This window comes from Streptomyces sp. NPDC041205 (genome assembly GCF_055591765.1).
Genome location: NZ_JBVIZH010000005.1, coordinates 562,139 through 583,697, shown reverse-complemented (window position 1 = coordinate 583,697; position 21,559 = coordinate 562,139). Strand labels below are relative to the sequence as shown.

Below are 21,559 nucleotides of genomic sequence, written 5' to 3'. Positions count from 1 at the left end.
GGGGCCTCCCCGAATTCCGTGATGTGGAAAGCGATCTCTCACGGCTGGGGGGAATGGTCGTGTCCGCGCCAACGGCCCGTCAATGGGGCGTGCGGGGTGGGTTGTTCAAGAGTGAATAACGGCTCTCTACGGAGACGCCGTTCAGAAGTCCGGCACTACGGAGACGCCGTTCAGGACTCCGGCGAGCGCAGCACCCGCAGATGCCCCCGGCGTGCGACCTCCATCGGGTCCGCCGAGCGCGCCCCGCCCCCACCGGCTCCCGCGGCCCGCTCCTGCGGCCGCGCCGCCTCTCGCACGGCGTTGGCGAGCGCTTCCAGATCGTCACCGCTGGGCCGGGCCGGACCCGAGCCGTCGGCGAGGCGGACGACCTCCCAGCCTCGCGGCGCGGTGAGGCGCTCGGAGTGCTCGGCGCACAGGTCGTAGCAGTGGGGTTCGGCGTAGGTGGCGAGGGGGCCGAGGACCGCGGTCGAGTCGGCGTAGACGTACGTCAGCGTCGCGACGGCGGGACGGCCGCAAGCGGTGCGCGAACAGCGACGTACAGGGCTCACGACGTTGGACGGTACCGCACTCTTGAGCGGGCCGCGACGACTCTCCATGAGGTCACTCCCCCGTGTCGTGCTGTGATCCCACGCACAGGGCCACCCATGGGCGCGCCGCTGACCTGCGAAGACGCAAGGGGCCAGAGGGGCCTGCGGTGTTGAACGCGGTCACCACTCGGTACAAATGCGGCCGATCCTCGCGAGATCGACGGTCCCGGAGAGATACGCAATCGAGCCCAAGCTTGGCTGGAATGGTCAGGAAGCGACATGCCGTGCTCCGTGCGGAAAGGGCGATCTCGAGGACTACGCTTCCCCAGTGATGGACGACCCCGTACAACCCCGCTCCAGTGAGCCGAGGCCCCGCCGACGCGACCGTCACGGCAGGGGCATGCGCGGCCCCGTGGCGCCTCCCCAGGTGCCGCTCTCCGCCAGCCGCGCGGAGGCCTTCACGGACCTCGTGCAGGACTCCGTGGAGCGCCTGGAGCGGCGCTGGCCGCAGCTCACCGAGATCGACTTCCTGGTGCTCGACGTGCCGCCGACCATCGGCGGGGACGCCGGTGACGAGGAGTGGGGCGCCGGGACGGTGCCGCTCGGCGGGACGATCTCGGCCTCCGAGGGGCGGCCCGCGCGGGTCGTCATCTACCGGCGGCCCGTCGAGATCCGCACCAAGGGCCGCGACGAGCGGGCCGCGCTGGTCCACGAAGTGGTCGTGGAGCAGGTGGCGGAGCTGCTCGGCCTCTCCCCGGAGTCCGTGGACCCGCGCTACGGCGAGGAGTAGGCCGGGGCCCGCAGGAAGCCCCCGGCCTCGCTGCCACAGTCCCCGGCCGCACCTCCGCAGCCATCGGGCCGCACCTCCGCAGCCCTCCAGGCCTCACTGCCGCAGCCCCCGAACCTCACTTCTGCAGCACTTCGAGATCCTGCTCGGCCTCAGGAACGGCCACCATCCCCCGGTCGTCCGGCAACGTCTGGATCGTGAACATGGGGATGCCGTTCTCCGGGAGCTCCAGCATCCGGGCGGCGTGCACGGGGCCGCCGGACTGGGTCTCCAGGGTGAGGGCGTAGGACCCCTTGAGGCCGGACGGGACCGGCGGCTCGACCGCGAGGGTCGTACCGCCCTTGACCGTGTACGTCTTCGTGACGGGCTCCCCCGTCTCCGTGCCCGCCGACGCGGTGACCTTCACGCGGCCCGTCTTCCCGGGCGCCACCAGGGACAGCGTGGAGCCCTTGGCGCGGTTGTCGGCGACCGTGGCGCGGGCACCGACGGCACTCGTCGCCGGGATGAACGCCGTCTCCTGCTTGTCGCCCTTGCCGCGCGTGACGCGCAGCCCCGCGACCACGGGCACCGCGTCCTCCGTGGGCGTCAGGAGCAGCGAACCGGCCTCCCCCTTGGTGACGTCGCCCAGGTCGACGGCGGCCGTCATGCCGGACTTCACGTGCAGCGTCTCGTTCCCGGCCGGGGTGATCGCGCCCGTCGGCGAGGCGAGGCGCACCTTCAGGTCCGCGTCGTCGGAGCCGGGCGCGAAGGCGACCAGGCGCACCGAGGTGGCGTCCTTGGGGATGCCGGGCAGGACCAGGCTGGGGGCGGGATCGGTGGAGGCGGGCAGCCAGTCGCCGCCGAGCTTGTCGTCCGAGGAGTGCACGGCCGCGGCCACGCGCCCGCTGCGCGCGGCGACGTGCATCGTGATGTTCGTGTACGGCTTGCCGGTGAGCGTGGACAGCAGCACGGGGACGCTGGAGTGCGGCTGGATCTGGATGGACTGGCCGACGTCGGCCTTGATGCTCCCGTCCCGGCCGTACAGCTCGACGTCCACGACGGCCGCCGAGTCGTCCGGGTTGGTCAGGTGGATGTAGTCGCTGCGGCCCTTGGCGGTGCTGGCGCCCGGGAACCAGAACTCGGTGTCCGGGGCACCGCAGTTGGCGCCCTGGACGCCGCGCCCGGAGCCCGCGCTGACCGTGGTGGTCTGCTGGACGGTCCAGCCGGGCGCGAGGGCGCCGTCTGCGCTGCCCACGAGCGCGGGCGCCTCGGCGCCGGACTCCTCGCCGGTCACGGGCTTGCCCGGGGACTTCTGGGTCAGGAACGGCTTGAGGCCCTTGGTGCGGTCCTTGCCGCCCTGGTGGGTGTCCGTCAGGACCTTCGGCGCCGGGAGGAGTTCGGCCTTGCCGCCGCTCGCGGCGCCCCCGGAGGGGGGCGTGAAGGCGGTGTAGGCCGTCTCCGCGAGGTCGGACGTGCTGGGCTCGGGGCACAGCAGGCTGGTGCGCTCCACGGGCAGCCGCTTCGCGGTCTTCGCCGCGTCGTCGCCGCCGTCGGGGGCGTTGACCGAGGCGAAGCCGGTGACGGCAGCCAGGGCGGCGGTCGCGGCGATCAGGGACACGGTGGTGCGGTTCACTGCTGGCTCCCGTCGGGACGCTCACTGTCGGGGCCGCGCGGGGGCCGCGGCGGCATCGGCGGGAGCTGCTGGGCGTAGCCGGGGTCCGTGGGGTCGGCGGGGTCGGCCGGGCCGGGGACGCCTCCGGTGCCGGTGCCGCCCGCCGGGTCGTACGTCTGCCCGTAGCCCGGCTGGTCGCCTCCGTAGGACCCGCCGTAGGCGTACGGGTCGTACTGTCCGCCGTGCGCGGCGCCGCCAGGCCCCGCCTGGTAGGGGTCGGCCTGGTACGGCTGCTCGTAGGAGCCGTACTGCCCGCCCTGGTAGGCCTGTTCGCCGCCGTACGCGCCGTGGTCGGCGCCCGCCGGGGCCGGGGTCTGCCACCTGTCGTACCCGGGAGCCCCCGCCTGGTCCGGCGTGTGCTGGGCCGGGACGGCGCCCAGGCCCTCCTCCCCGGGCACCCCGTCGGCGCCGTCCTGGGCGGCCTCGCCCTGGGCCCGCAGCCTGCGCGCCCTGCGGCCCTCGCCCGTGACGGCCTGGGCGGGCAGCACGGGCTCCTCGGGCAGGTCGTCGTCGACGTCCCTGCGCCGGCCGGGCAACGCGAGGACCACCAGGACCACGGCGAGCGCGCCCTGCGCCCACAGCCAGCCCGTGTGGCCGGCCGTCGGCTCGTACGTGACGTCGAGGCGGCCCGCGGTCGCGGGCAGTTCGAAGCCCTGCGCCCAGCCGTCGACGGTCGTGCGGGTCAGCGCGCGGCCGTCCAGGGTGGCCGTCCAGCCCGGGTCGGCCGAGTCGGCCAGGCGCAGGACGCGGCCCTCCTTGCCCGCGGGGATGCGGGTGTGCAGCTCGACGGGGCCGGCGGCCACCGGCTCCGGGTCGCCGGTCTTCGGCACGATGGCGGCGCGGGCGACCTGCCGGTCCACGCGCCACAGGGCGCTGCCGTCCTCCTGGCTGAGCCGGGTCAGGCCGGGGGTGGCGTCGAGGGTGCGGCTCAGCTGACGGGGGGCTCCGTCGCGGACGAGGACGTAGCGCACCGCGTAGCCGCCGAGCTGGTCGGCCTGGTCGGCGCCGGAGCCCGCGAGGAGACGGCCGACGATCCGGTCGAGCCGCTTGTGGGTGCCGTCGGCCGCGGCGAGTTCGGCGTCGCCCAGGCGGGCGCCCGAGCCGCGGACGAGGGTGTACGACACCTCGGCGGGCGTGGCGCTGTCCAGGACGAGGGTGCGGGCCTGGTCCTGGGTGCCGCTCTCCTCGGCGACGAACGCGGGCACCTGCACCGGGTCGCGCCGCTCCAGGGGGCCGTCGGCGCCGCCGATCATCCACCCGGCGGCGGCGAGCAGCGGGCCCGCGGCCGCGGCGAAGGCGATGAGCGCGGCCACCGGCTGCCGCCAGCCGAAGCTCTGCTCGGCGACCCGCGCGCGGGCCCCGTCGGCGCCGAGCGCGGCGGCGGCGAGCAGCGCGATGCCGTACGCGAGCGTGGCCGGGCCCGCCCACGCCGAGCCGTTCGACAGGGCCGCGAAGACGAGCGCGACCAGGGCGACGGCCCAGGCCGTGCGGATCGCCGCCTGCCGCTGGCCGCGCAGGAGCGCGCCGAGCGCGGCGAGGACGACGCCGATGAGCAGCAGACCGCTGACGGTGCCGGGCCCGCCGGGGCTCGCGCCGAGCAGGTCCAGCGCCGACGCGGCCCCCGTGCCGTACTCCAGCCCGGCCTCCTTGAAGAAGCCGAACGGCAGCAGCGAGAGCGACCAGGGCGCGAGCACCAGCAGGGGCGTGCCGAGCGCGGCGAGGAACCGGGGGCCGTACGCGGCGAGGTCCCTGCGGCGCACCGCGAGCAGCGCCAGGCCGAGGACGAGCGCGATGGGCCACACGATCGGCGTGAAGGCGGTCGTGACGGTCAGCAGGAGGGCGTACGCCCAGGTGGCGCGCCAGCTGCCGCGCGCGCCGTCGGGGGCGGCCAGGCCGCTGGCCGAGACGCCCGCGCGCGCGATGAGCGGCAGCAGGATCGCGAGGACGGCCGTGCCGATGCGCCCGCCCGCGAGCGCGCCCGTGGCGGCGGGCAGGAAGGCGTACGCGACGGACGCCCACGCGCGCAGGAGGCGCGACTGGACGAGGGGCCGGGAGGCGAAGTAGGCCGTGAAGCCCGCGAGGGGCACCGAGCCGACCAGGAGCACCGTGACGGCGAGGCCGCTGGAGCCGAGCAGGAGGGTCGAGAGGAAGCCGAGGAGCGCCAGGTAGGGCGGCGCGGACTCGGTGCCGCCGATGCCCACCGGATGCCAGCCGTCCAGGAACCGCGACCACAGCCCGGAGGCGTCGGCGGGCGCGGGCAGCAGCGCGCCGCCCGCGAGCGCGCCGCCGCCGAGCAGGGCCCGGCAGGCGATGAGGGAGACGAACAGCAGCACCACGAAGAGCACGGGGCCGGGCTTGCGGGCGATGCGCTTGACGCGGGCGAACTGCTCGATCTCCAGGAAGTCGGCGTCGTCGCCGCCGGGTCCGGACTCGACCGCGCCGCCGTGCCGGCCTGCGGCCGACACCTCCGGGTCGGAGCGGCCTACCAGGTTGCTCGCGACCTGCTCGACGGTGGCGCGGACGGTGGCGCCCGGCGGCGGGAACAACGGCCGGGTCTCGCTGGCCTCGACGACCGGCTTGCCGCGCTTCCTGCGTCCGGCGAGGATCCGCTCGGGCCGCAGCAACGTGCCGAAGAGCCCGGCGACTTCGTCGAGTGCCTGCCCGGGGGCCTTGCCGACCAGGTAGGCGAGGGTGCGCAGGACCGTGCCGACGACGAGCCGCACGAAGACCCAGGGCAGCACCGCCGTGCGGGAGTTCACCAGCAGGGTGTACGCCGCGCCCGCCTTGTCCACGCGGTGCGGCGAGGTGGCCGTGCGGCCCACGCAGTCGACGGTGCGGCGCTCGCGCGAGGACGCCTCGGCGTGCCGCACGACGGCGTCCGGGGCGACCAGGACGCGCAGTCCGGCGGTGTGCGCGCGCCAGCACAGGTCGACGTCGTCGCGCATCAGGGGCAGTCGCCGGTCGAAGCCGCCGAGCTGCTCGAAGACCTCGCGCCGGATCAGCATCCCGGCGGTGGAGACGGCGAGCACGGGCCGCACGTGGTCGTGCTGGCCCTGGTCCTGCTCGCGCCGGTCCAGGCCCGTCCAGCGGCGGCCGGAGTGGGCGATGGAGACGCCGACTTCGAGGAGTTGCCTGCGGTCGTACCAGCCGCGGAGCTTGGGGCCGACGATCGCGATGTCCTGGGTGTCCTGGCCGAGCTCGCGTTCGTTCTCGACGGCGCGCAGCATCTCGGCGAGGGCGCCGGGCTCGGGCGCGCAGTCGTCGTGCAGGAGCCACAGCCACTGCTCGGGCTCGCCGTGCGGCAGCTCCGGCATGTCGTACGCGTCATCGCGCCAGCTGCGGCTCACCGGGTCCCAGCCGCTGGGGCGCTTGAGGTACGGCAGGTCCTCGGGGGTGAGCACGGGCGCCGTGCGGACCGCCTCTTCGACGGCGGTGCCGAAGCCGGAGCGGCGGGCCAGGTGCAGCACGCGGTCGGGGCCGAGGGCCTCGGTGAGCAGGCGCGCGGAGTCGTCGGCGCTGCCGGTGTCGGCCGCGATCGCGTTCTGCACGGGGCGGTCCTGGCCGAGGAGTCCGGCGACGGCGTCGGGCAGCCAGCGGGCGCCGTCGTGGGAGACGAGCACGGCGGTGACGACATGCCGCGGGAACTCGGGTGGGCTTGCCGGGTCGAAGCCGGCCGCGCGGGACGGGTCGAACCCGGCGGCAGCGCCTTCGTGGGCTGCCGGGTGGCTGTGCACGGACATCGAGGTACGGGCCCCGGTTCGCTGGACTGCGGTGGACGCCCGCGCCCCGTGGGGGCGCTCTGGCGTCTCGGACGGGGCCCCACACTAACGGCTGGCACCACAACAGCCCGCCGCCTGTGGATAACCCTTGGGCGACGGGCTGTTCGTTGTGCGGCGACGAGCGGCGACAAGGGGTATGAGTGCCGCTCGAAGGGGGCAATGCGGAGGGTCGGGCACCGGCGGTCGCACGGCCCCGGGGCGGGGGCGGACGGCCGTCGGGCTAGACGGCCGCCTTCTTCAGGCGGCGGCGTTCCCGCTCCGAGAGGCCGCCCCAGATGCCGAATCGTTCGTCGTTCGCAAGCGCGTACTCAAGGCATTCGGAGCGGACCTCGCAGGCGAGGCAGACCTTCTTGGCCTCGCGCGTGGAGCCGCCCTTCTCGGGAAAAAAGGACTCGGGGTCGGTCTGGGCGCACAGTGCGCGCTCCTGCCAGCCGATTTCTTCGTCCGCGTCCTCGACCAGCAGTTCCTGAACCAGCTCGGTCATGTGCGCCCCTCGTCTGTCTTCGCGTCCCCGTGGTGCTGCCGTTACCGATTTCGGCTGAACGACACGAGTGAAATTACAAGTGTGCCGATCCGGGGCAGTCAAGCCGAGATCTGCTATTGGGCCCCTTATTCACTCTGCGGAACCAAGGCTTTGCGGAAAGTGTTCAAATCTACCTAAAACGTGACACTTGCCTGCGGCTGGTCCGCCGCCCGCCCCGTCATGGGCACTCAGTGACCTCGACGACAGGGACGCCACGGCACTCACTCCCGTTGCATCGGACGACACCGAAGCGAACCGGATCACATTCGGATCACAGGATCACAACGGCGGACGAGCGCCGGTTGACGCGCCGGTTGACACGCCTGCGAGCGCTGGTTGATGCGGCATGTGTCCCCCGGGGCGACTGCACAAACCTTTCGCCGCTCAGGGGAACCGGATGAGGTGAAACATTGTCCACAATTCGGACGTCGAGTTGACACCACGGGTGTGAGCCGCTGTCCTGGTGGGCATGCTCGCGAACTTGGCGCTTTCCGTGACCCGCACTGGCGGGTCTTCCGGTGCTGCCCCCGCGCGCTGTCGCTGTACGGGCATCTGTTCCAGCTGTTGAGGCGCGCCTCCGGCTGTTGAGCCACTCCCCCTCGTACGACTGCTTCGCACAGCGTCGTACGGCTTCGTACAGCTCGTCTCCACCGCACGGCTTCGTACGACCCCATCCTGCGACACCCCAGCACTCATACGTTGAGGAACCACCGCACCATGAACAGCGACAGCGACCTCCAGATCGCCGGCGACATCCTCGAAGTCCCGCACCTCCTGCAGCCCGCGCGCGAGCACCCCGTCACCGTCGCCGAGTTCGCGGGCCTCGCCCGCGCCATCGCCGCCGACCGCTCCCAGTGGGCCCCCCTCGTCCAGTACGACGCCGCCACCCGCTGGTACCACCGCCTGCGCACGGGGCCCGGCTACGAGGTGTGGCTCCTGTCGTGGGTGCCCGGACAGGGCAGCGGATCCCACGGCCACGGGCGCTCCAGCGGCGTGCTCACCGTCCTCCAGGGCGAACTGACGGAGCGTACGGAGCGCGCCGCGCGGACCCTGGGCTCCGGCGCGCAGCGCGTCTTCGCGCCCGGGTACGTCCACGAGGTCGTCAACGACTCCCTCGAACCGGCCGTGAGCCTGCACGTGTACTACCCCGGCCTCACCGAGATGCCGATGCGCACGGCCCGTTGCGAGGCCCGCGCGCCGCACGATCCCGTGACCGCCTGAATCCCGTGACCGCCTGACACGATGTCGTACCCGCCTGCGATGCTGGGCGCATGCGCATTGTGGTTCTGGCCGGCGGCATCGGCGGCGCCCGTTTCCTCCGCGGTCTCAAGAAGGCCGCGCCCGACGCGGCGATCACGGTCATCGGCAACACCGGTGACGACATCCACCTGTTCGGCCTGAAGGTCTGCCCCGACCTGGACACGGTGATGTACACGCTCGGGGGCGGCATCAACGAGGAACAGGGCTGGGGGCGGGCCGACGAGACCTTCAAGGTCAAGGAGGAACTCGGGGCGTACGGCGTCGGACCCGACTGGTTCGGGCTCGGCGACCGGGACTTCGCCACGCACATCGTGCGCACGCAGATGCTCGCGGCCGGATATCCGCTCAGCGCCGTCACCGAGGCGCTGTGCGAGCGCTGGCAGCCCGGCGTGCGGCTCATCCCCATGTCCGACGACCGCGTGGAGACGCACGTCGGCATCGAGCTCGACGGCGAGCGCAAGGCCGTGCACTTCCAGGAGTACTGGGTGCGGCTGCGCGCCTCCGTGGACGCGCACGCGATCGTGCCCGTCGGCGCCGAGCAGTCCAAGCCCGCGCCCGGCGTCCTGGAAGCCATCGCCGAGGCCGACGTGGTGCTGTTCCCGCCGTCCAACCCCGTCGTGAGCGTCGGCACGATCCTCGCCGTGCCCGGCATCCGCGAGGCCATCGCCGAGGCCGGGGTCCCCGTCGTCGGCCTCTCCCCCATCGTCGGCGGCGCGCCCGTGCGCGGCATGGCCGACAAGGTCCTCGCCGCCGTCGGCGTGGAGACCACGGCCGCCGCCGTCGCCGAGCACTACGGCAGCGGCCTCCTCGACGGCTGGCTCGTCGACACGGTGGACGCGTCCACCGTCGAGCGCGTCGAGTCCGCCGGGATCCGGTGCCGGGCCATCCCGCTGCTCATGGCGGACGAGGACGCCACCACGGCGATGGCGCGGGAGGCGCTGGCGCTGGCTGAGGAGGTGCGAGCGTGACGGGTTCTGCGGGTGCTGTGGGGGCGAATGCAGTGGGGTCCCCGTCCGGGGACGCGCCCGGGTTCCGGGTGTGGGCCGTGGGCGGGATGCCCGAGGTGCGGCGCGGTGACGACGTCGCGAAGCTGATCGCCGTCGCCGAGCCCGCGCTCGCCGACGGGGACGTCGTGCTCGTCACCTCGAAGATCGTCAGCAAGGCCGAGGGGCGCGTAGTCGCCGCGGCCGACCGGGAAGCGGCCATCGACGCGGAGACCGTACGCGTCGTGGCCCGGCGCGGGACGCTGCGCATCGTCGAGAACCGGCAGGGCCTCGTGATGGCCGCCGCCGGGGTCGACGCCTCCAACACCCCCGCCGGGACCGTCCTGTTGCTCCCCGAGGACCCCGACGCCTCCGCCCGCGCCATCCGCCGGGGCCTGCGGGACGCGCTCGGCGTCGACGTCGGCGTCCTCGTCACCGACACCTTCGGACGGCCCTGGCGGGCCGGGCTCACCGACGTCGCCATCGGCGCCGCGGGCGTGCGGGTCCTGGACGACCTGCGCGGCGGCACGGACGCGTTCGGCAATCCGCTCGTCGCCACCGTGGTCGCCACCGCCGACGAGCTGGCCGCCGCCGGTGACCTCGTCAAGGGGAAGACGGCGGGGCTGCCGGTCGCGGTCGTGCGGGGGCTCGGGCATGTGGTCACCCGGGGCGCGGAGGCCTCGGCGGATTCAGCGGGCTCAGAAGGCTCAGAAGGCTCAGAAGGCTCAGAGGATTCAGCTGGTTCAGCGGGCTCAGCTGGTTCAGCGGGGTCAGCTGGTTCAGCGGGGTCGCAGGGCGGCCCGGAGTCGGAGGGCGCCGAGCTCGGGGCCCGGGCCCTGGTGCGCAGCGCCCGGGACGACATGTTCCGGCTCGGTACGTCCGAGGCCGTGCGCGAGGCGCTGTCGCTGCGGCGGACCGTCCGGGAGTTCACCGACGAACCCGTCGACCCCGGAGCCGTACGACGCGCCGTCGCCGCCGCCGTCATCGCGCCCGCACCGCACCACACCACCCCCTGGCGGTTCGTGCTCCTGGAGTCCGAGGAGTCGCGGGTGCGGCTGCTCGACGCCATGCGGGACGCCTGGATCGCCGATCTGCGGCGGGACGGGAAGTCCGAGGACGCCATCGCCCGGCGGGTGCGGCGCGGAGACGTGCTGCGGAACGCCCCCTACCTCGTGGTGCCGTGCCTCGTCATGGACGGGGCGCATACGTACGGGGACGCTCGGCGGGACGGGGCCGAGCGGGAGATGTTCGTCGTCGCCGCCGGGGCCGGGGTGCAGAACTTCCTTGTCGCGCTGGCCGGGGAGCGGCTCGGGTCCGCGTGGGTTTCGTCGACGATGTTCTGCCGGGATGTCGTGCGGGGGGCTCTTGAGCTTCCTGAGGAGTGGGATCCGATGGGGGCTGTTGCCGTGGGGCACGCGGCTTCGCCTCCGGCGGGGCGGGGGGAGCGGGGGGTCGAGGGGTTCGTGGCCGTGCGGTAGGTGGCCTCGCGGGGGCGCCCCAGCCCCGCCCCTTCCCGTAACCAGGGGCGCTGCGCCCCCTGGACCCCAGCCCCCGCCGATGTCCCCTTCGGGTGGGACGGGCCTCCGCCGGCTCGGCGCTTCGCGCCTCGTCCTCAAACTCCCCCAAGCTCCTAAGTGCCGTCCCGGCTTCAGAGCGCTGCGATGTTCCCCTTGCGCATTTTTGGGGTGCGGCGGGGTGGGGTGTGGCCGCTCAGGAGGATCAGGCGGGCCGCTCGGTGGCGTTGGCCCTGGTAGGGGGCCAGGAGTTCCAGCATGCGGGTGTCGTCGGCTGTGCGGTCGCCTGCGAGGGCGTAGCCGATGATGCCGGGGAGGTGGAGGTCGCCGACCGTCACCTCGTCGGGGGCGCCGTTGCTGCGCTGGACGGTCTCGGCGGAGGTCCAGGGGCCGATGCCGGGGATCAGTTCCAGGCGCGTGCGGGCCGCCACCGGGTCCATCGCCGCCGCCTCCTCCAGGCGGGGGGCCACCCGGGCCGCGCGCAGGATCGTCGCCGCGCGCTTGTCGTCCACACCCGCCTTGTGCCACTCCCAGGACGGGATGCGTGACCACGTGCGCGGGTCCGGCATCACGTGCATACGGGCCTGGGCGGGGGTCGGGCCGGGGGCCGGTTCGCCGTACTTGCGGACCAGGAGGCGCCAGGCGCGGTACGCCTCGTCCGTCGTGACCTTCTGCTCCAGGATCGACGGGATCAGGGTCTCCATCACCAGGCCCGTGCGGAGCAGTCGCAGGCCCTGGCGGCGGCGCTCGGTCTGCGCGACCAGGCGGTGGCGGGGCGCGAAGTCCTCCGGGGTGTCCAGGGCACCGAGGAGGTTCGGGAGGCCGTCCAGGAGCCAGTCCGCGCCCGGGCCCCAGGCCTCCGCCTCCGCCGTGTCCGCGCGCAGGGCCACGCGGAGGGTGGCGGGGCCCTGGGGGGTGCGGGTGGCTCGCCAGACGGAGCCGTCGGGGGTGGTGCGGAAGGTGGGGTCGGCGGGGCCCCTGCGGAGGGGGCCGAGGGTGAGGCTCAGGTTCAGGGGGGTGGGGGGTTTCCAGGTGCGGGTTGCCGCTGCGGTGTTCTGGCGGGGGGTGCCTTGGGGGATCGTCGTTTCGCCGCCGCGCACGGTGGTGCGGGTGGGGCGCGGGGCGAACCGGGACGACATCCGTCGAGGGTACGTGGTGGGCCTTCCCCAATCCCGCCCCTTCCCGGCTGTGTCAATGTGCGGCTCCGCCGCGCGGAGGGCTCCGCCCCTGGACCCCGGGGGCGGGTGTCCCGTGCGGGTGGGACAGCCCTCCCCCAATCGGCGCTCCGCGCCTCGTCCTCAAACTCCCCCAAGCTCTCAAGGAGCAGGGGGTACCCCCATGACGGGCTGGGATGTGCCGGGCTGTTGGCCGGCTGGTGCAAGTCCGGGCGGGTGGGTGGGAAAGGGCGCCGCGCCGTGGGCTACTGGTCGGAGGAGAAGCGCACCGAACCCGCCGGGAGGCGGGCTTCGCACCAGACGCGGACCCCGTCCCGCAGCTCGTTGTCGGCGCCGACGAACGCGCCGTCGCCGACGACCGCCCCGGTGAGGACCGAGCGGGCCCCGACCGAGGCACGGGCGCCGATGAGGGAGTCGGTGATGACGGCGCCGGGCTCGATGACGGCACCGGAGAGCACCGTGCTGCCGACGAGCCGCGCGCCCTCCCCGACGAAGGCGTCCTCGCCGATCACCGTGCCGCCGGTGAGCTTGGCGCCGGAGGCGACACGGGCGGAGGGCAGGACGAGGCGGTCGCCGCAGCGGCCGGGCACGGCGGGGGACGGGGCGCGGCCGAGGACGAGGTCGGCGGAGCCGCGTACGAAGGCCTGCGGGGTGCCGAGGTCCAGCCAGTAGGTGGAGTCGACCATGCCCTGGAGGTGGGCCCCGGAGGCGAGCAGGTCGGGGAAGGTCTCGCGTTCGACGGAGACGGGCCGCCCGGCGGGGATGGTGTCGATGACGGAGCGCCGGAAGACGTACGCGCCCGCGTTGATCTGGTCGGTGACGATCTCCTGCGGGGTCTGCGGCTTCTCCAGGAAGGCGGTGACGCGCCCGGTCGGGTCGGTGGGGACCAGGCCGTACGCCCGCGGGTCGGAGACCTTCGTGAGGTGCAGGGAGACGTCCGCGTCGACGCGCTGGTGCTCGGCGACCAGGGCGCGGATGTCCAGGCCCGTGAGGATGTCGCCGTTGAAGACCAGGACGGGGTCCTCGGGGCCCGAGTGCAGCCGCGAGGCGACGTTGCGGATGGCGCCGCCGGTGCCGAGGGGTTCCTCCTCGGTCACGTACTCGATGTGGAGGCCGAGCGCCGAGCCGTCGCCGAAGTACGGCTCGAAGACCTCCGCGAGGTAGGAGGTGGCCAGGACGATGTGGTCGACGCCCGCCGCGCGGGCGCGGGCCAGCTGGTGGGTGAGGAAGGGGACACCCGCCGCCGGGACCATCGGCTTGGGTGTGTTCACCGTGAGCGGACGCAGCCGGGTGCCCTTGCCGCCGACCAGGAGGATCGCTTCTGTCACCTGTCGTCTCTGCTTCCTGCTGGGGCCGGCCGAGGTTTCGTGTCGGCCGGCCAGTGTATGCAGATGGATGAGCGGGTCCGCGGGGCGAGGGCCACCGCGGCCCCGGTGGACGGGGATCGGCGGCCCCGGTGGGACGGCCTCAGCGGCCCTGGTAGCGGGCCGACGCGGACCGAGCCGTGCCGAGCTTCTTGTACAACAGACGGCCGGGGCACTCCGTGGCGAATCCGTCCCGGTGGCCGGAGATCACGTTGAGCCTGACGTTGCTGCCCTTCCGGTAGAGGTTGCCACCGCCCGACTTCAGATACGTCTTGCCGCGGGGATTCGCGCCGAACAGGCCGAGCTTCCACGCGGTGAGCTTCGCGACCGCGGTCACCGCCGCCTTGGGCGGGCCGGCGCTGGTGAACGTGCCGAGGACGGCGATGCCCATGCTGTTGCTGTTGAAACCGAGAGTGTGCGCGCCGAGGACGGCCTTGGCCACTCCCCCGGCACGGCCTTCGTAGATGTTTCCGCACTTGTCGACGGCGAAGTTGTAGCCGAAGTCTCGCCAGCCGCTGCTCTTGACGTGGTAGCGGTAGATACTGCGCAGGACGGAGGGCGCCTGCGAGCAGCTGTAGTTGTTGCCGGTGGCGCTGTGGTGCACGAAGGCCGCCTTGACGGTCCTTGTGTACGCGAAGTTCCGCTCGCGCAGGCTCTCGTCGGCGCCCCAGCCGCGCCGGGTGACGATGCGCGGCCGCGGCCCGATGTACGGCCTGGCCTTGGTGACGTCACCGCCGTGCGCGGCCACGAGGTCCGCCCGCGTGTGGGCCCGGTCGAGCGCGGTGACGGCGGGGGCACCGAGCGGGGCGAGGTCGGCGTTCACGGCGGAGGCGGCCGCGGACTCGGCCGTCATGAGGCCTCCGGCCGCGTCCGGCAGCCCCGCCTGGACGCCGTCGGCCTTCGCCGGGGCTCCCTGCGGCGCCCCGCCCTCGTACAGGTCGGCGGGCGGCGCCGGGTGCTCCCCGGGGTCGACGAGTTCGAGGCGCAGGCCCGCGGGCAGCGTCGCCTCCGTCTCCGGCAGCGCGCGCCCGGCCCGTCCGGTGGCCCGCCCGGCGCCGCCCTCACCGCCATCGAGGGCTGCCCGCACCCGCAGCTCGACCCCGTCGGAGTCCCCGACCCACAGGGGCGCCGTCGAGCCACGAACGCGGCCGGAGTCGCCCTCGGCCGTGCCGGGGTCGGCCGCGTGTTCGTGGTTGTGCGTCTCGACCTCCTGCCATGAGGACCAGCTCGTGGTGCCGGTCGCGCGGGTGCGGACCTGGACCCGGCCGTGCAGTTCGGCGTCCGGGTCGTCCCAGACGACACCCACCAGGGAGAACGGGCGTACGTCGCGGCGGGCGAGCCCCTGGTCGCGCCGCTCGGCGCCGCCCGCGCGGTCGGCGCCGAGCGGTCCCAGGGCCAGCGACTGGGTGCTGCCGGGCAGCGTCGCCGCGGCGGGCCGGGTGACGGCCGCGGTATCGGACGCCGTCAGGGCGAGGGGGAGGGCGAGCGCCGTGGCGCAGGTGACACCGATCGAGGAAGCAAGGAATCCACGCATACAACTGATAGTTGACACACCGGTACATATCTGTCCATCGGGGGACGCCCGGAACTGACGGCCCGTCGGCCCGCCGGTCGCCCGACCGGCGGCCCCAACTGGGCGTCCCGCAGCGGCGACACGCCGTGGCCCGCGTACCCTTGCGGCCGTGAACGCCAACGACCGCACCCCTGCCGACCTGCTGCGATCCGCGCTCGCCGCGGACCCGGCGCGCCCGCTCGTGACGTACTACGACGACGCCACCGGAGAGCGCGTCGAATTGTCCGTGGCCACCTTCGCCAATTGGGTGGCCAAGACCGCCAACCTCCTCCAGGGCGAGCTGTCCGCCGAGCCCGGCGACCGGCTCGCGCTGCTGCTTCCCGCGCACTGGCAGACGGCGGTGTGGCTGCTCGCCTGCTCATCCGTGGGCGTCCTCGCGGACGTCGGCGGCGACCCGGCGGCGGCCGGCCTCGTCGTCAGCGGCCCCGACCCCGACAGCCTGGCCGCGGCGCGGGCCTGCTCCGGCGAGCGCGTGGCCCTCGCCCTGCGCCCCCTCGGCGGCCGCTTCCCCGAGGCCCCGCAGGGCTTCGCGGACTACGCCGTGGAGGTGCCGAGCCAGGGCGACCGCTTCGCCCCGTACGCGCCCGTGGACCCCGACGAGCCCGCGCTCGCCGTCGGCGGCCTGGAGCTGACCGGCGCCGATCTGGTGGCGCGGGCCCGCGCCGACGCCGCCGAGCTGGGCCTCGCCCCGGGCTCCCGGCTGCTCTCCGACCTGCCCTACGGCACCTGGGACGGCCTGAGCGCCGGGCTCTACGCGCCGCTGGCCGCGGGCGGCTCGGTGGTCCTGTGCCGCCACCTCGACCGGCTGGGCGAGGGCGGCCTGGAGAAGCGGATCGAGAGCGAGCGGGTCACAGCGACGGCCCGCTGAGGTGCCACCGAGGTCCCACTGACGCCCCGGCGGGGCACCTCAGGGGCCCCGGCGGCCACCGCCCCGCCCCCACCGGAGCCCCGCCGACGTCCCCCGTTCGGCCCAGCGGAGCCCCTGGCCCGCAGGCCCCCCGGCGCACGCCGGTCCATGGTCGTAAGAGCACGCAGAGCGCACAGAGCGAGCAGAGCGACCGCGCACCGACCGCAGCCATGAGGGGTGGACCGCCACGTGACCGACACCGCGCGCACGCCGTCCGAGCCGGGCGAGGAAGCGGCAGCGGCCGCGTCCGCGCCACGCGAGGCCACGTACGCGCCGGGGGCGGGCGCGAGCCCCGCCGGGTTCGGGCCGCGCCGCCGCAGGCTCCGTTGGCTGCGCCGGGCCGCGCTCGCCACCGCCGTCCTCGTGCTCGCCGCGGGCGGCGTCGGCTGGGCCGCGTACACGAAGCTGAACGGGAACATCACCAAGGACACCGGCGCCGCCGCCGAGCTCGCGCGCTACGACGCGGAGCGGCCGACGCCGCTCGTGCACGACGCCCAGAACATCCTGCTGATCGGCTCCGACTCCCGCTCCGGGCGCGACAACCGCAAGTACGGACGCGACCCGGGCACCCAGCGCTCGGACACGACGATCCTGCTGCACCTGGCCGCGGACCGGCAGAGCGCGACCGCCGTGTCGCTGCCGCGCGACCTGATGGTGGACATCCCGAGCTGCCGCCGCCCGGACGGCTCCCGTACCCGCGCCCAATTCGCCCAGTTCAACTGGGCGTTCGAGTTCGGCGGCACGGCCTGCACGATCCGTACGGTGGAGAAGCTCACCGACATCCGGATCGACCACCACATGGTCGTGGACTTCGCCGGGTTCAAGGACATGGTGGACGCCGTCGACGGGGTGCGGGTCTGCCTGGAGGAGCCCGTCGACGACCGCGCCGCGAAGGTGCGGCTGCCCGCGGGACCGCAGACCCTCGACGGCGAGCAGGCCCTCGGCTACGTACGCGCCCGCAAGTCGCTCGGCAACGGCAGCGACACCGATCGCATGGACCGGCAGCAGGAGTTCCTGGCGGCGCTCGTCAACAAGGTGCGCAGCAATGACGTCCTGCTGAATCCCGTGAAGCTCTATCCCGTTCTGGACGCGGCCACGTCCTCGCTGACGACGGACCCGGGCCTGGCGAGTCTGCGTGGTTTGTACGAACTGGTGCGCGGGGTGCGCAATATCCCCACAGAACGGGTTCAGTTCCTCACCGCGCCACGGCGTTCCTACACCTATGACGCGAATCGCGACGAGCTGGTCGAGCCCGCCGCGGAGGAACTCTTCACACGGCTGCGGAAGGACGAGCCGGTGCGCGTGACGCGCGACGCCGCGGCGGCCACCTACGAGCGGACGGCTTCCACGTCGTACGAGGACGGCTCCGGGAAGTCGTACGACGAAGGCGAATCCGCGTACGAGGACGGCGAATCGGACGAGTACTCCGAAGACTCGGCGGACGCCCCCGGGGGCTACGAAGAAGAGAGCGACGAGAAGCCGGACGACCCGAGTCATACGCCGAGCCCCGCGCCCACATTCCGGGGCAACACGGCCGACCGGACCAGCTGCGAGTAGGACCGACATCGCCGGGAAGGGCACCTCGTCAAAGAAATTGGGTGGATTGCCCAGTTGTAGGCGCCCTGAGGAGGAGTGGAATTTGTCACCGGCGTCGTTGGACGCTGAACTGGGCGGATAGTGTGAGCCGATCCGGTGCCCGGTCTTCGCGACCGCGCACCGTTGTACGACTGACCGAGCGCCTTCTTGAGGGGGGAAAGGCGCCGCGTGGCCCTGACGGAGGACGCAAACAACCGTGGACGCGCAAGGCCGTGGGCGGGCTGATGACATCGACCCCGCAGACCAGTGGGTACTGAACCCGCAGACAGGCGACTACGAACTGCGACTGAGTCCTTCCGCAGGGCAGTCGGCGCCGCCTGGAGTTCCCGGACCCCGGGGTGCCGCGCCCCGGCCGCCGGGGCACGGTTCCGAGCGCCCGGGCGGCCGTGAGCGCGGCCGCGACCAGGGCCGGGACCAAGCACGCGAGCCCGGCCGTGACCACGGACGCCGCCAGGGGTCCGAGCACGGCTCCACCGGCGGCCGGGAGCACGGCCGCGAGCAGGTGCCGGGCCAGCGCAGGCGGCGCGGCGCGCAGCCGGAGCCGGCCGGGCGGCGCAACAGGCGGCCCAAGAAGAAGAACACCGGCAAGAAGATCGCCATCTGGACGGGCGGCACGGTGGCCTTCGTGGTCGTCGTCGCCGCGGTCGGCGGCTATCTCTACTACCAGCACCTCAACGACAACATCACGGCCGTCTCCGACGACGGCGCGGGCACCGGCGGGTTCAGCAAGGACCGCGCCATCAACATCCTGCTCGTCGGCACGGACAAGCGCAGCGGCAGCGGCAACAAGGGCTACGGCGACGAGGGCAGCGTCGGCCACGCGGACACCACCCTCCTGCTGCACGTCTCCAAGGACCGCTCCAACGCGACCGCGTTGAGCATCCCGCGCGACATGATCACGGACATTCCGGACTGCCCCACCAAGCAGGACGACGGCTCCATGAAGACCATCCCCGGCTCGAAGCAGGTCCGCTTCAACGAGAGCCTGGGCCAGAGCGAGCGCACGCCCAGCTGCGTCATGCGCACCGTCACCGAGATCACCGGCATAAAGCTCGACCACTTCATGGTGGCCGACTTCAACGCGGTCAAGACGCTGTCCAGCGCGGTCGACGGCGTGGACGTGTGCCTCGCCAAGGACATCGACGACCCCAAGTCGCATCTGAAGCTGTCCAAGGGCAAGCACACGATCGAGGGCGAGGAGGCGCTCGCGTTCGTGCGCACCCGGCACTCCGTGGGCAACGGCGGCGACCTCAGCCGGATCGAGCTGCAGCAGCAGTTCCTCAGCTCGCTGATGCGCAAGCTCAAGTCCGGGGGCACGCTGACCAGCCCGAAGAAGATGATAAGTCTGGCGGAGGCGGGCACGAAGGCGCTGACCGTCGACTCCAAGATCGCCGACATAATGAAACTCCGTGACCTCGGCATGGAGCTCGGCAAGCTCGACATGAAGAACCTGACCTTCGCGACGACCCCGGTGGACGACAACCCCGCCGAGCCGACGCCCATCACGGTCGTCCTGAACAAGGCCAAGTCCGACAAGCTGTTCTCGATGATGCGCGAGGACGTGTCGCTGACCGAGGTCAAGAAGAAGGAGAAGAAGGAGAAGGCCGCGGTGGCCGCCCGCCTCAAGGGCCCCAAGGCCGACCCCGCCGACGTGCGCGTCGACATCTACAACGGCAGCGGGAAGACGGGCGCCGCTCAGGCCACCCTCGCCTGGCTGCAGAACAACGAGGGCGTGACGAAGTCCAGCCAGCTCGGCAACGCGCCGAAGAACCTGGGCAAGACCACCCTGGAGTACGGCAAGGGCGAGGCCGACCAGGCGCGGCGGCTCGCCCAGCTGATGGGGCTGCCCGGGTCGGCGCTGAAGCCGGGCGAGAGCGAGAAGAACGCGCAGGGGCTGCCCGCGATGGTGCTGACCCTCGGTGCCGACTTCAAGGGCGCGGGGGTGCCCATAAGTGCTCCGTCGAAGGCACCGGACGGCATCCAGAAGGTCGGTGCCGACAAATCTGTGTGTGCCAAGTGACCTGAGACAGTTGTTTGACGTCTCACAGAACGCCACACCTGGCGGCGGGCCGGCGACCGCCGCCAGGTGTGGCGGCGGCACCGCGCCGCAAGTCGCCGTGGGGCGGCCGCACTTGTGAAGCAGGGCGGGGAGGGACAGGGATGGGGCAGCACAGTGTCCGTGGGGAGGGAGCGTCCGGTGGGGCGGGGACGCGGAACACTTCGCCCGACACGGACTCGGGCACGGCGGAGAAATCCGGCACAGGCGACACCGCCGTGGCGGCGGGATCCCGTGCGGTGGGGGCCGACGGGGCGCGGACCGGGGGCGCGGGCGCCAAAGGCGGACGTACCAGGAACGGCACCGTCAAAGGCGGCACCTCGGGCCCGCCCGGCAAGGGCACGCGGGGCGGTGGCGACGGGGGCGGCAAGCCCAGACGCCCCCGCAAGCGCCGCGTCCTGCGCTGGTCGGCGATCATCCTGTCGGTCCTGATACTCGGCACGGCCGGCGCCGGTTACCTCTACTACCAGCACCTGAACAGCAACCTGGAGACGGACGACCTGAACCTGGGCGACCACCGGGCCCCCGAGCCCACGCCCAACTCCGCGGGTCAGACGCCCCTGAACATCCTCCTGATCGGCTCCGACGCCCGGGACTCCAAGGAGAACCAGAAGCTCGGCGGCGCCAAGGAGACCTTCGGCGGCCCGCCCCTGGCCGACGTGCAGATGCTGCTGCACCTGTCGGCGGACCGCAGCAACATGTCCGTCATCAGCATGCCGCGCGACACCCTCCTGACCATCCCCAAGTGCACCGACCCGGACGACGGCAAGGTGTACCCGGAGAGCGGCCCGCGCGCGATGACGAACGAGTCCCTGGGCCGCGGCGGCCCGGGCTGCACGGTCGCCACCTGGGAGAAGCTGACCAACATCCACATCAACCACTTCATGATGGTCGACTTCTCGGGTGTGGTGTCGATGGCCGACGCGATCGGCGGCGTGCCCGTCTGCGTGGACAAGAACATCCACTCGCGCACCAGCGAGGGCAAGGGCTCGGGCCTGAAGCTGGAGAAGGGCACCACGAACATCAAGGGCGAGCAGGCCCTGCAGTGGCTGCGCACCCGCTACGGCTTCGAGGGCGGCACCGACATATCCCGTGCCAAGGCCCAGCACATGTACATGAACTCGCTGGTCCGCACGCTCCGCGAGAACACCGGGCTGACCAGCCCCAACCGGCTGCGCAAGCTCGCCGAGAACGCGACGAGGGCGCTGAAGGTCGACCCCGGCATCGGCTCCCCCTTGAAGCTCATCGGCCTCGGCAACGAGCTGAAGAAGGTCTCGCCGGAGCGCACGACGATGACGACCATGCCGTTCGAGTACTCCGGACCCCGGGTGGTCCCGAAGCCCGGCGACGCCGAGCAGCTCTTCCGGCTGGTACGGGACGACATCCCCCTCGACGGCAAGGGCAAGCGCAAGCCCGCCAAGGAGAAGCTGTCGGACGACCCGGCGGCGCCGGACGGGGAGATCGCCCTGCAGGTGCAGAACGGCACGCGCACGGCCACCGAGCCCGCCGTCGGTGGCCGGGCGAACGCGGTCGCGCAGTCCCTCGCCGGTCTCGGCTTCGTGAAGGCGGCGGCGGACACCTCGGCGTCGGTGACCGAGGCCAAGACGGTCATCCGTTATCCGAGCGTGGACCTGGAGGGTGACGCGCAGCGGGTCGCCAAGTCGCTCGGCATGCGGCTGAGTTCGGTGAAGAAGTCGACGGACGTCTCCGGCGTCACGCTGGTCGTCGGCGCCGACTGGCGCGAGGGCGACAAGCCGAAGAAGGCCGCGAAGCAGGACGACTCGACACCGGATTCGGCGGACGCCCTGAGCGGCTCCGACAAGAAGGCCTGCATGAAGGTGGACCCGAACTTCACCTGGTAGCC

The 21,559-nt window shown here is 73.0% G+C and carries 15 protein-coding genes; 8 read left to right on the top strand and 7 right to left on the bottom strand.

Annotated features, from left to right (window positions below):
- Positions 1-170 precede the first annotated feature (170 nt).
- Positions 171-596, bottom strand: a complete 426-nt coding sequence (locus ACZ6BG_RS25055) for a DUF3499 domain-containing protein (RefSeq protein WP_469005182.1) — start codon at positions 594-596, stop codon at positions 171-173.
- Positions 597-858: 262 nt separating this feature from the next.
- On the opposite strand from ACZ6BG_RS25055, the gene ACZ6BG_RS25050 reads away from it, so the two are divergent.
- Positions 859-1,317: a metallopeptidase family protein gene (locus ACZ6BG_RS25050; protein ID WP_380838571.1), complete on the top strand. Its 459-nt coding sequence runs from the start codon at positions 859-861 to the stop codon at positions 1,315-1,317.
- A gap of 115 nt (positions 1,318-1,432) precedes the next feature.
- Here the strand turns inward: ACZ6BG_RS25050 and ACZ6BG_RS25045 are convergent, their stop codons facing one another.
- From ACZ6BG_RS25045 to ACZ6BG_RS25035, 3 genes are all read right to left on the bottom strand, one after another.
- Positions 1,433-2,926 carry a DUF5719 family protein gene (locus ACZ6BG_RS25045; protein ID WP_469005180.1) on the bottom strand — a complete coding sequence of 498 codons (1,494 nt, stop codon included), beginning with the start codon at positions 2,924-2,926 and terminating at the stop codon, positions 1,433-1,435.
- The gene (locus ACZ6BG_RS25040; protein WP_469005176.1) at positions 2,923-6,705 is read right to left on the bottom strand and encodes a glycosyltransferase family 2 protein; all 3,783 of its coding nucleotides are present in this window, start codon (positions 6,703-6,705) and stop codon (positions 2,923-2,925) included. The genes ACZ6BG_RS25045 and ACZ6BG_RS25040 overlap by 4 nt, the downstream gene beginning before the upstream one ends.
- A gap of 259 nt (positions 6,706-6,964) precedes the next feature.
- On the bottom strand, positions 6,965-7,228 hold the full coding sequence (locus tag ACZ6BG_RS25035; protein WP_030363272.1) for a WhiB family transcriptional regulator: 264 nt from the start codon (positions 7,226-7,228) through the stop codon (positions 6,965-6,967).
- Between the two features lie 756 nt (positions 7,229-7,984).
- Here ACZ6BG_RS25035 and ACZ6BG_RS25030 point away from each other — a divergent pair.
- From ACZ6BG_RS25030 to ACZ6BG_RS25020, 3 genes are all read left to right on the top strand, one after another.
- Positions 7,985-8,488, top strand: coding sequence for a cupin domain-containing protein (locus ACZ6BG_RS25030; RefSeq protein ID WP_469005173.1), 504 nt, complete (start codon positions 7,985-7,987; stop codon positions 8,486-8,488).
- Positions 8,489-8,538: 50 nt separating this feature from the next.
- A complete protein-coding gene (gene cofD, locus ACZ6BG_RS25025) occupies positions 8,539-9,495 on the top strand; it encodes a 2-phospho-L-lactate transferase (RefSeq protein WP_469005170.1) in 957 nt (318 codons plus the stop codon).
- 86 nt (positions 9,496-9,581) lie between these two features.
- Positions 9,582-10,988 carry a coenzyme F420-0:L-glutamate ligase gene (locus ACZ6BG_RS25020; protein ID WP_469005287.1) on the top strand — a complete coding sequence of 469 codons (1,407 nt, stop codon included), beginning with the start codon at positions 9,582-9,584 and terminating at the stop codon, positions 10,986-10,988.
- A gap of 170 nt (positions 10,989-11,158) precedes the next feature.
- Here the strand turns inward: ACZ6BG_RS25020 and ACZ6BG_RS25015 are convergent, their stop codons facing one another.
- The 3 genes from ACZ6BG_RS25015 to ACZ6BG_RS25005 all read right to left on the bottom strand — a co-directional run bounded on the left by ACZ6BG_RS25015 (position 11,159) and on the right by ACZ6BG_RS25005 (position 15,097).
- A complete protein-coding gene (locus ACZ6BG_RS25015; protein WP_469005168.1) occupies positions 11,159-12,163 on the bottom strand; it encodes a DNA-3-methyladenine glycosylase family protein in 1,005 nt (334 codons plus the stop codon).
- A gap of 281 nt (positions 12,164-12,444) precedes the next feature.
- Complete coding sequence (gene manB, locus ACZ6BG_RS25010) at positions 12,445-13,527, bottom strand: mannose-1-phosphate guanylyltransferase (protein WP_469005166.1); 1,083 nt, start codon at positions 13,525-13,527, stop codon at positions 12,445-12,447.
- Positions 13,528-13,666: 139 nt separating this feature from the next.
- Positions 13,667-15,097 carry a peptidoglycan recognition protein family protein gene (locus ACZ6BG_RS25005; protein ID WP_469005164.1) on the bottom strand — a complete coding sequence of 477 codons (1,431 nt, stop codon included), beginning with the start codon at positions 15,095-15,097 and terminating at the stop codon, positions 13,667-13,669.
- A gap of 148 nt (positions 15,098-15,245) precedes the next feature.
- On the opposite strand from ACZ6BG_RS25005, the gene ACZ6BG_RS25000 reads away from it, so the two are divergent.
- The 4 genes from ACZ6BG_RS25000 to ACZ6BG_RS24985 all read left to right on the top strand — a co-directional run bounded on the left by ACZ6BG_RS25000 (position 15,246) and on the right by ACZ6BG_RS24985 (position 21,557).
- Positions 15,246-16,004: a TIGR03089 family protein gene (locus ACZ6BG_RS25000; protein WP_469005162.1), complete on the top strand. Its 759-nt coding sequence runs from the start codon at positions 15,246-15,248 to the stop codon at positions 16,002-16,004.
- A 228-nt stretch (positions 16,005-16,232) separates the two neighbouring features.
- A complete protein-coding gene (locus ACZ6BG_RS24995; RefSeq protein WP_469005160.1) occupies positions 16,233-17,600 on the top strand; it encodes an LCP family protein in 1,368 nt (455 codons plus the stop codon).
- A 235-nt stretch (positions 17,601-17,835) separates the two neighbouring features.
- Positions 17,836-19,659 carry an LCP family protein gene (locus ACZ6BG_RS24990; RefSeq protein WP_469005157.1) on the top strand — a complete coding sequence of 608 codons (1,824 nt, stop codon included), beginning with the start codon at positions 17,836-17,838 and terminating at the stop codon, positions 19,657-19,659.
- A gap of 140 nt (positions 19,660-19,799) precedes the next feature.
- Complete coding sequence (locus tag ACZ6BG_RS24985; protein WP_469005155.1) at positions 19,800-21,557, top strand: LCP family protein; 1,758 nt, start codon at positions 19,800-19,802, stop codon at positions 21,555-21,557.
- Positions 21,558-21,559 lie beyond the last annotated feature (2 nt).

Coding starts and splice junctions, on each gene's coding strand:
- ACZ6BG_RS25015 (WP_469005168.1), bottom strand. CDS start 12,163: ATGTCGTCCCGGTTCGCCCCGCGCCCCACCCGCACCACCGTGCGCGGC.
- ACZ6BG_RS25005 (WP_469005164.1), bottom strand. CDS start 15,097: ATGCGTGGATTCCTTGCTTCCTCGATCGGTGTCACCTGCGCCACGGCG.
- ACZ6BG_RS25040 (WP_469005176.1), bottom strand. CDS start 6,705: ATGTCCGTGCACAGCCACCCGGCAGCCCACGAAGGCGCTGCCGCCGGG.
- ACZ6BG_RS25035 (WP_030363272.1), bottom strand. CDS start 7,228: ATGACCGAGCTGGTTCAGGAACTGCTGGTCGAGGACGCGGACGAAGAA.
- ACZ6BG_RS25030 (WP_469005173.1), top strand. CDS start 7,985: ATGAACAGCGACAGCGACCTCCAGATCGCCGGCGACATCCTCGAAGTC.
- ACZ6BG_RS24985 (WP_469005155.1), top strand. CDS start 19,800: ATGGGGCAGCACAGTGTCCGTGGGGAGGGAGCGTCCGGTGGGGCGGGG.
- ACZ6BG_RS25020 (WP_469005287.1), top strand. CDS start 9,582: ATGCCCGAGGTGCGGCGCGGTGACGACGTCGCGAAGCTGATCGCCGTC.
- cofD (WP_469005170.1), top strand. CDS start 8,539: ATGCGCATTGTGGTTCTGGCCGGCGGCATCGGCGGCGCCCGTTTCCTC.
- ACZ6BG_RS25050 (WP_380838571.1), top strand. CDS start 859: ATGGACGACCCCGTACAACCCCGCTCCAGTGAGCCGAGGCCCCGCCGA.
- ACZ6BG_RS25055 (WP_469005182.1), bottom strand. CDS start 596: ATGGAGAGTCGTCGCGGCCCGCTCAAGAGTGCGGTACCGTCCAACGTC.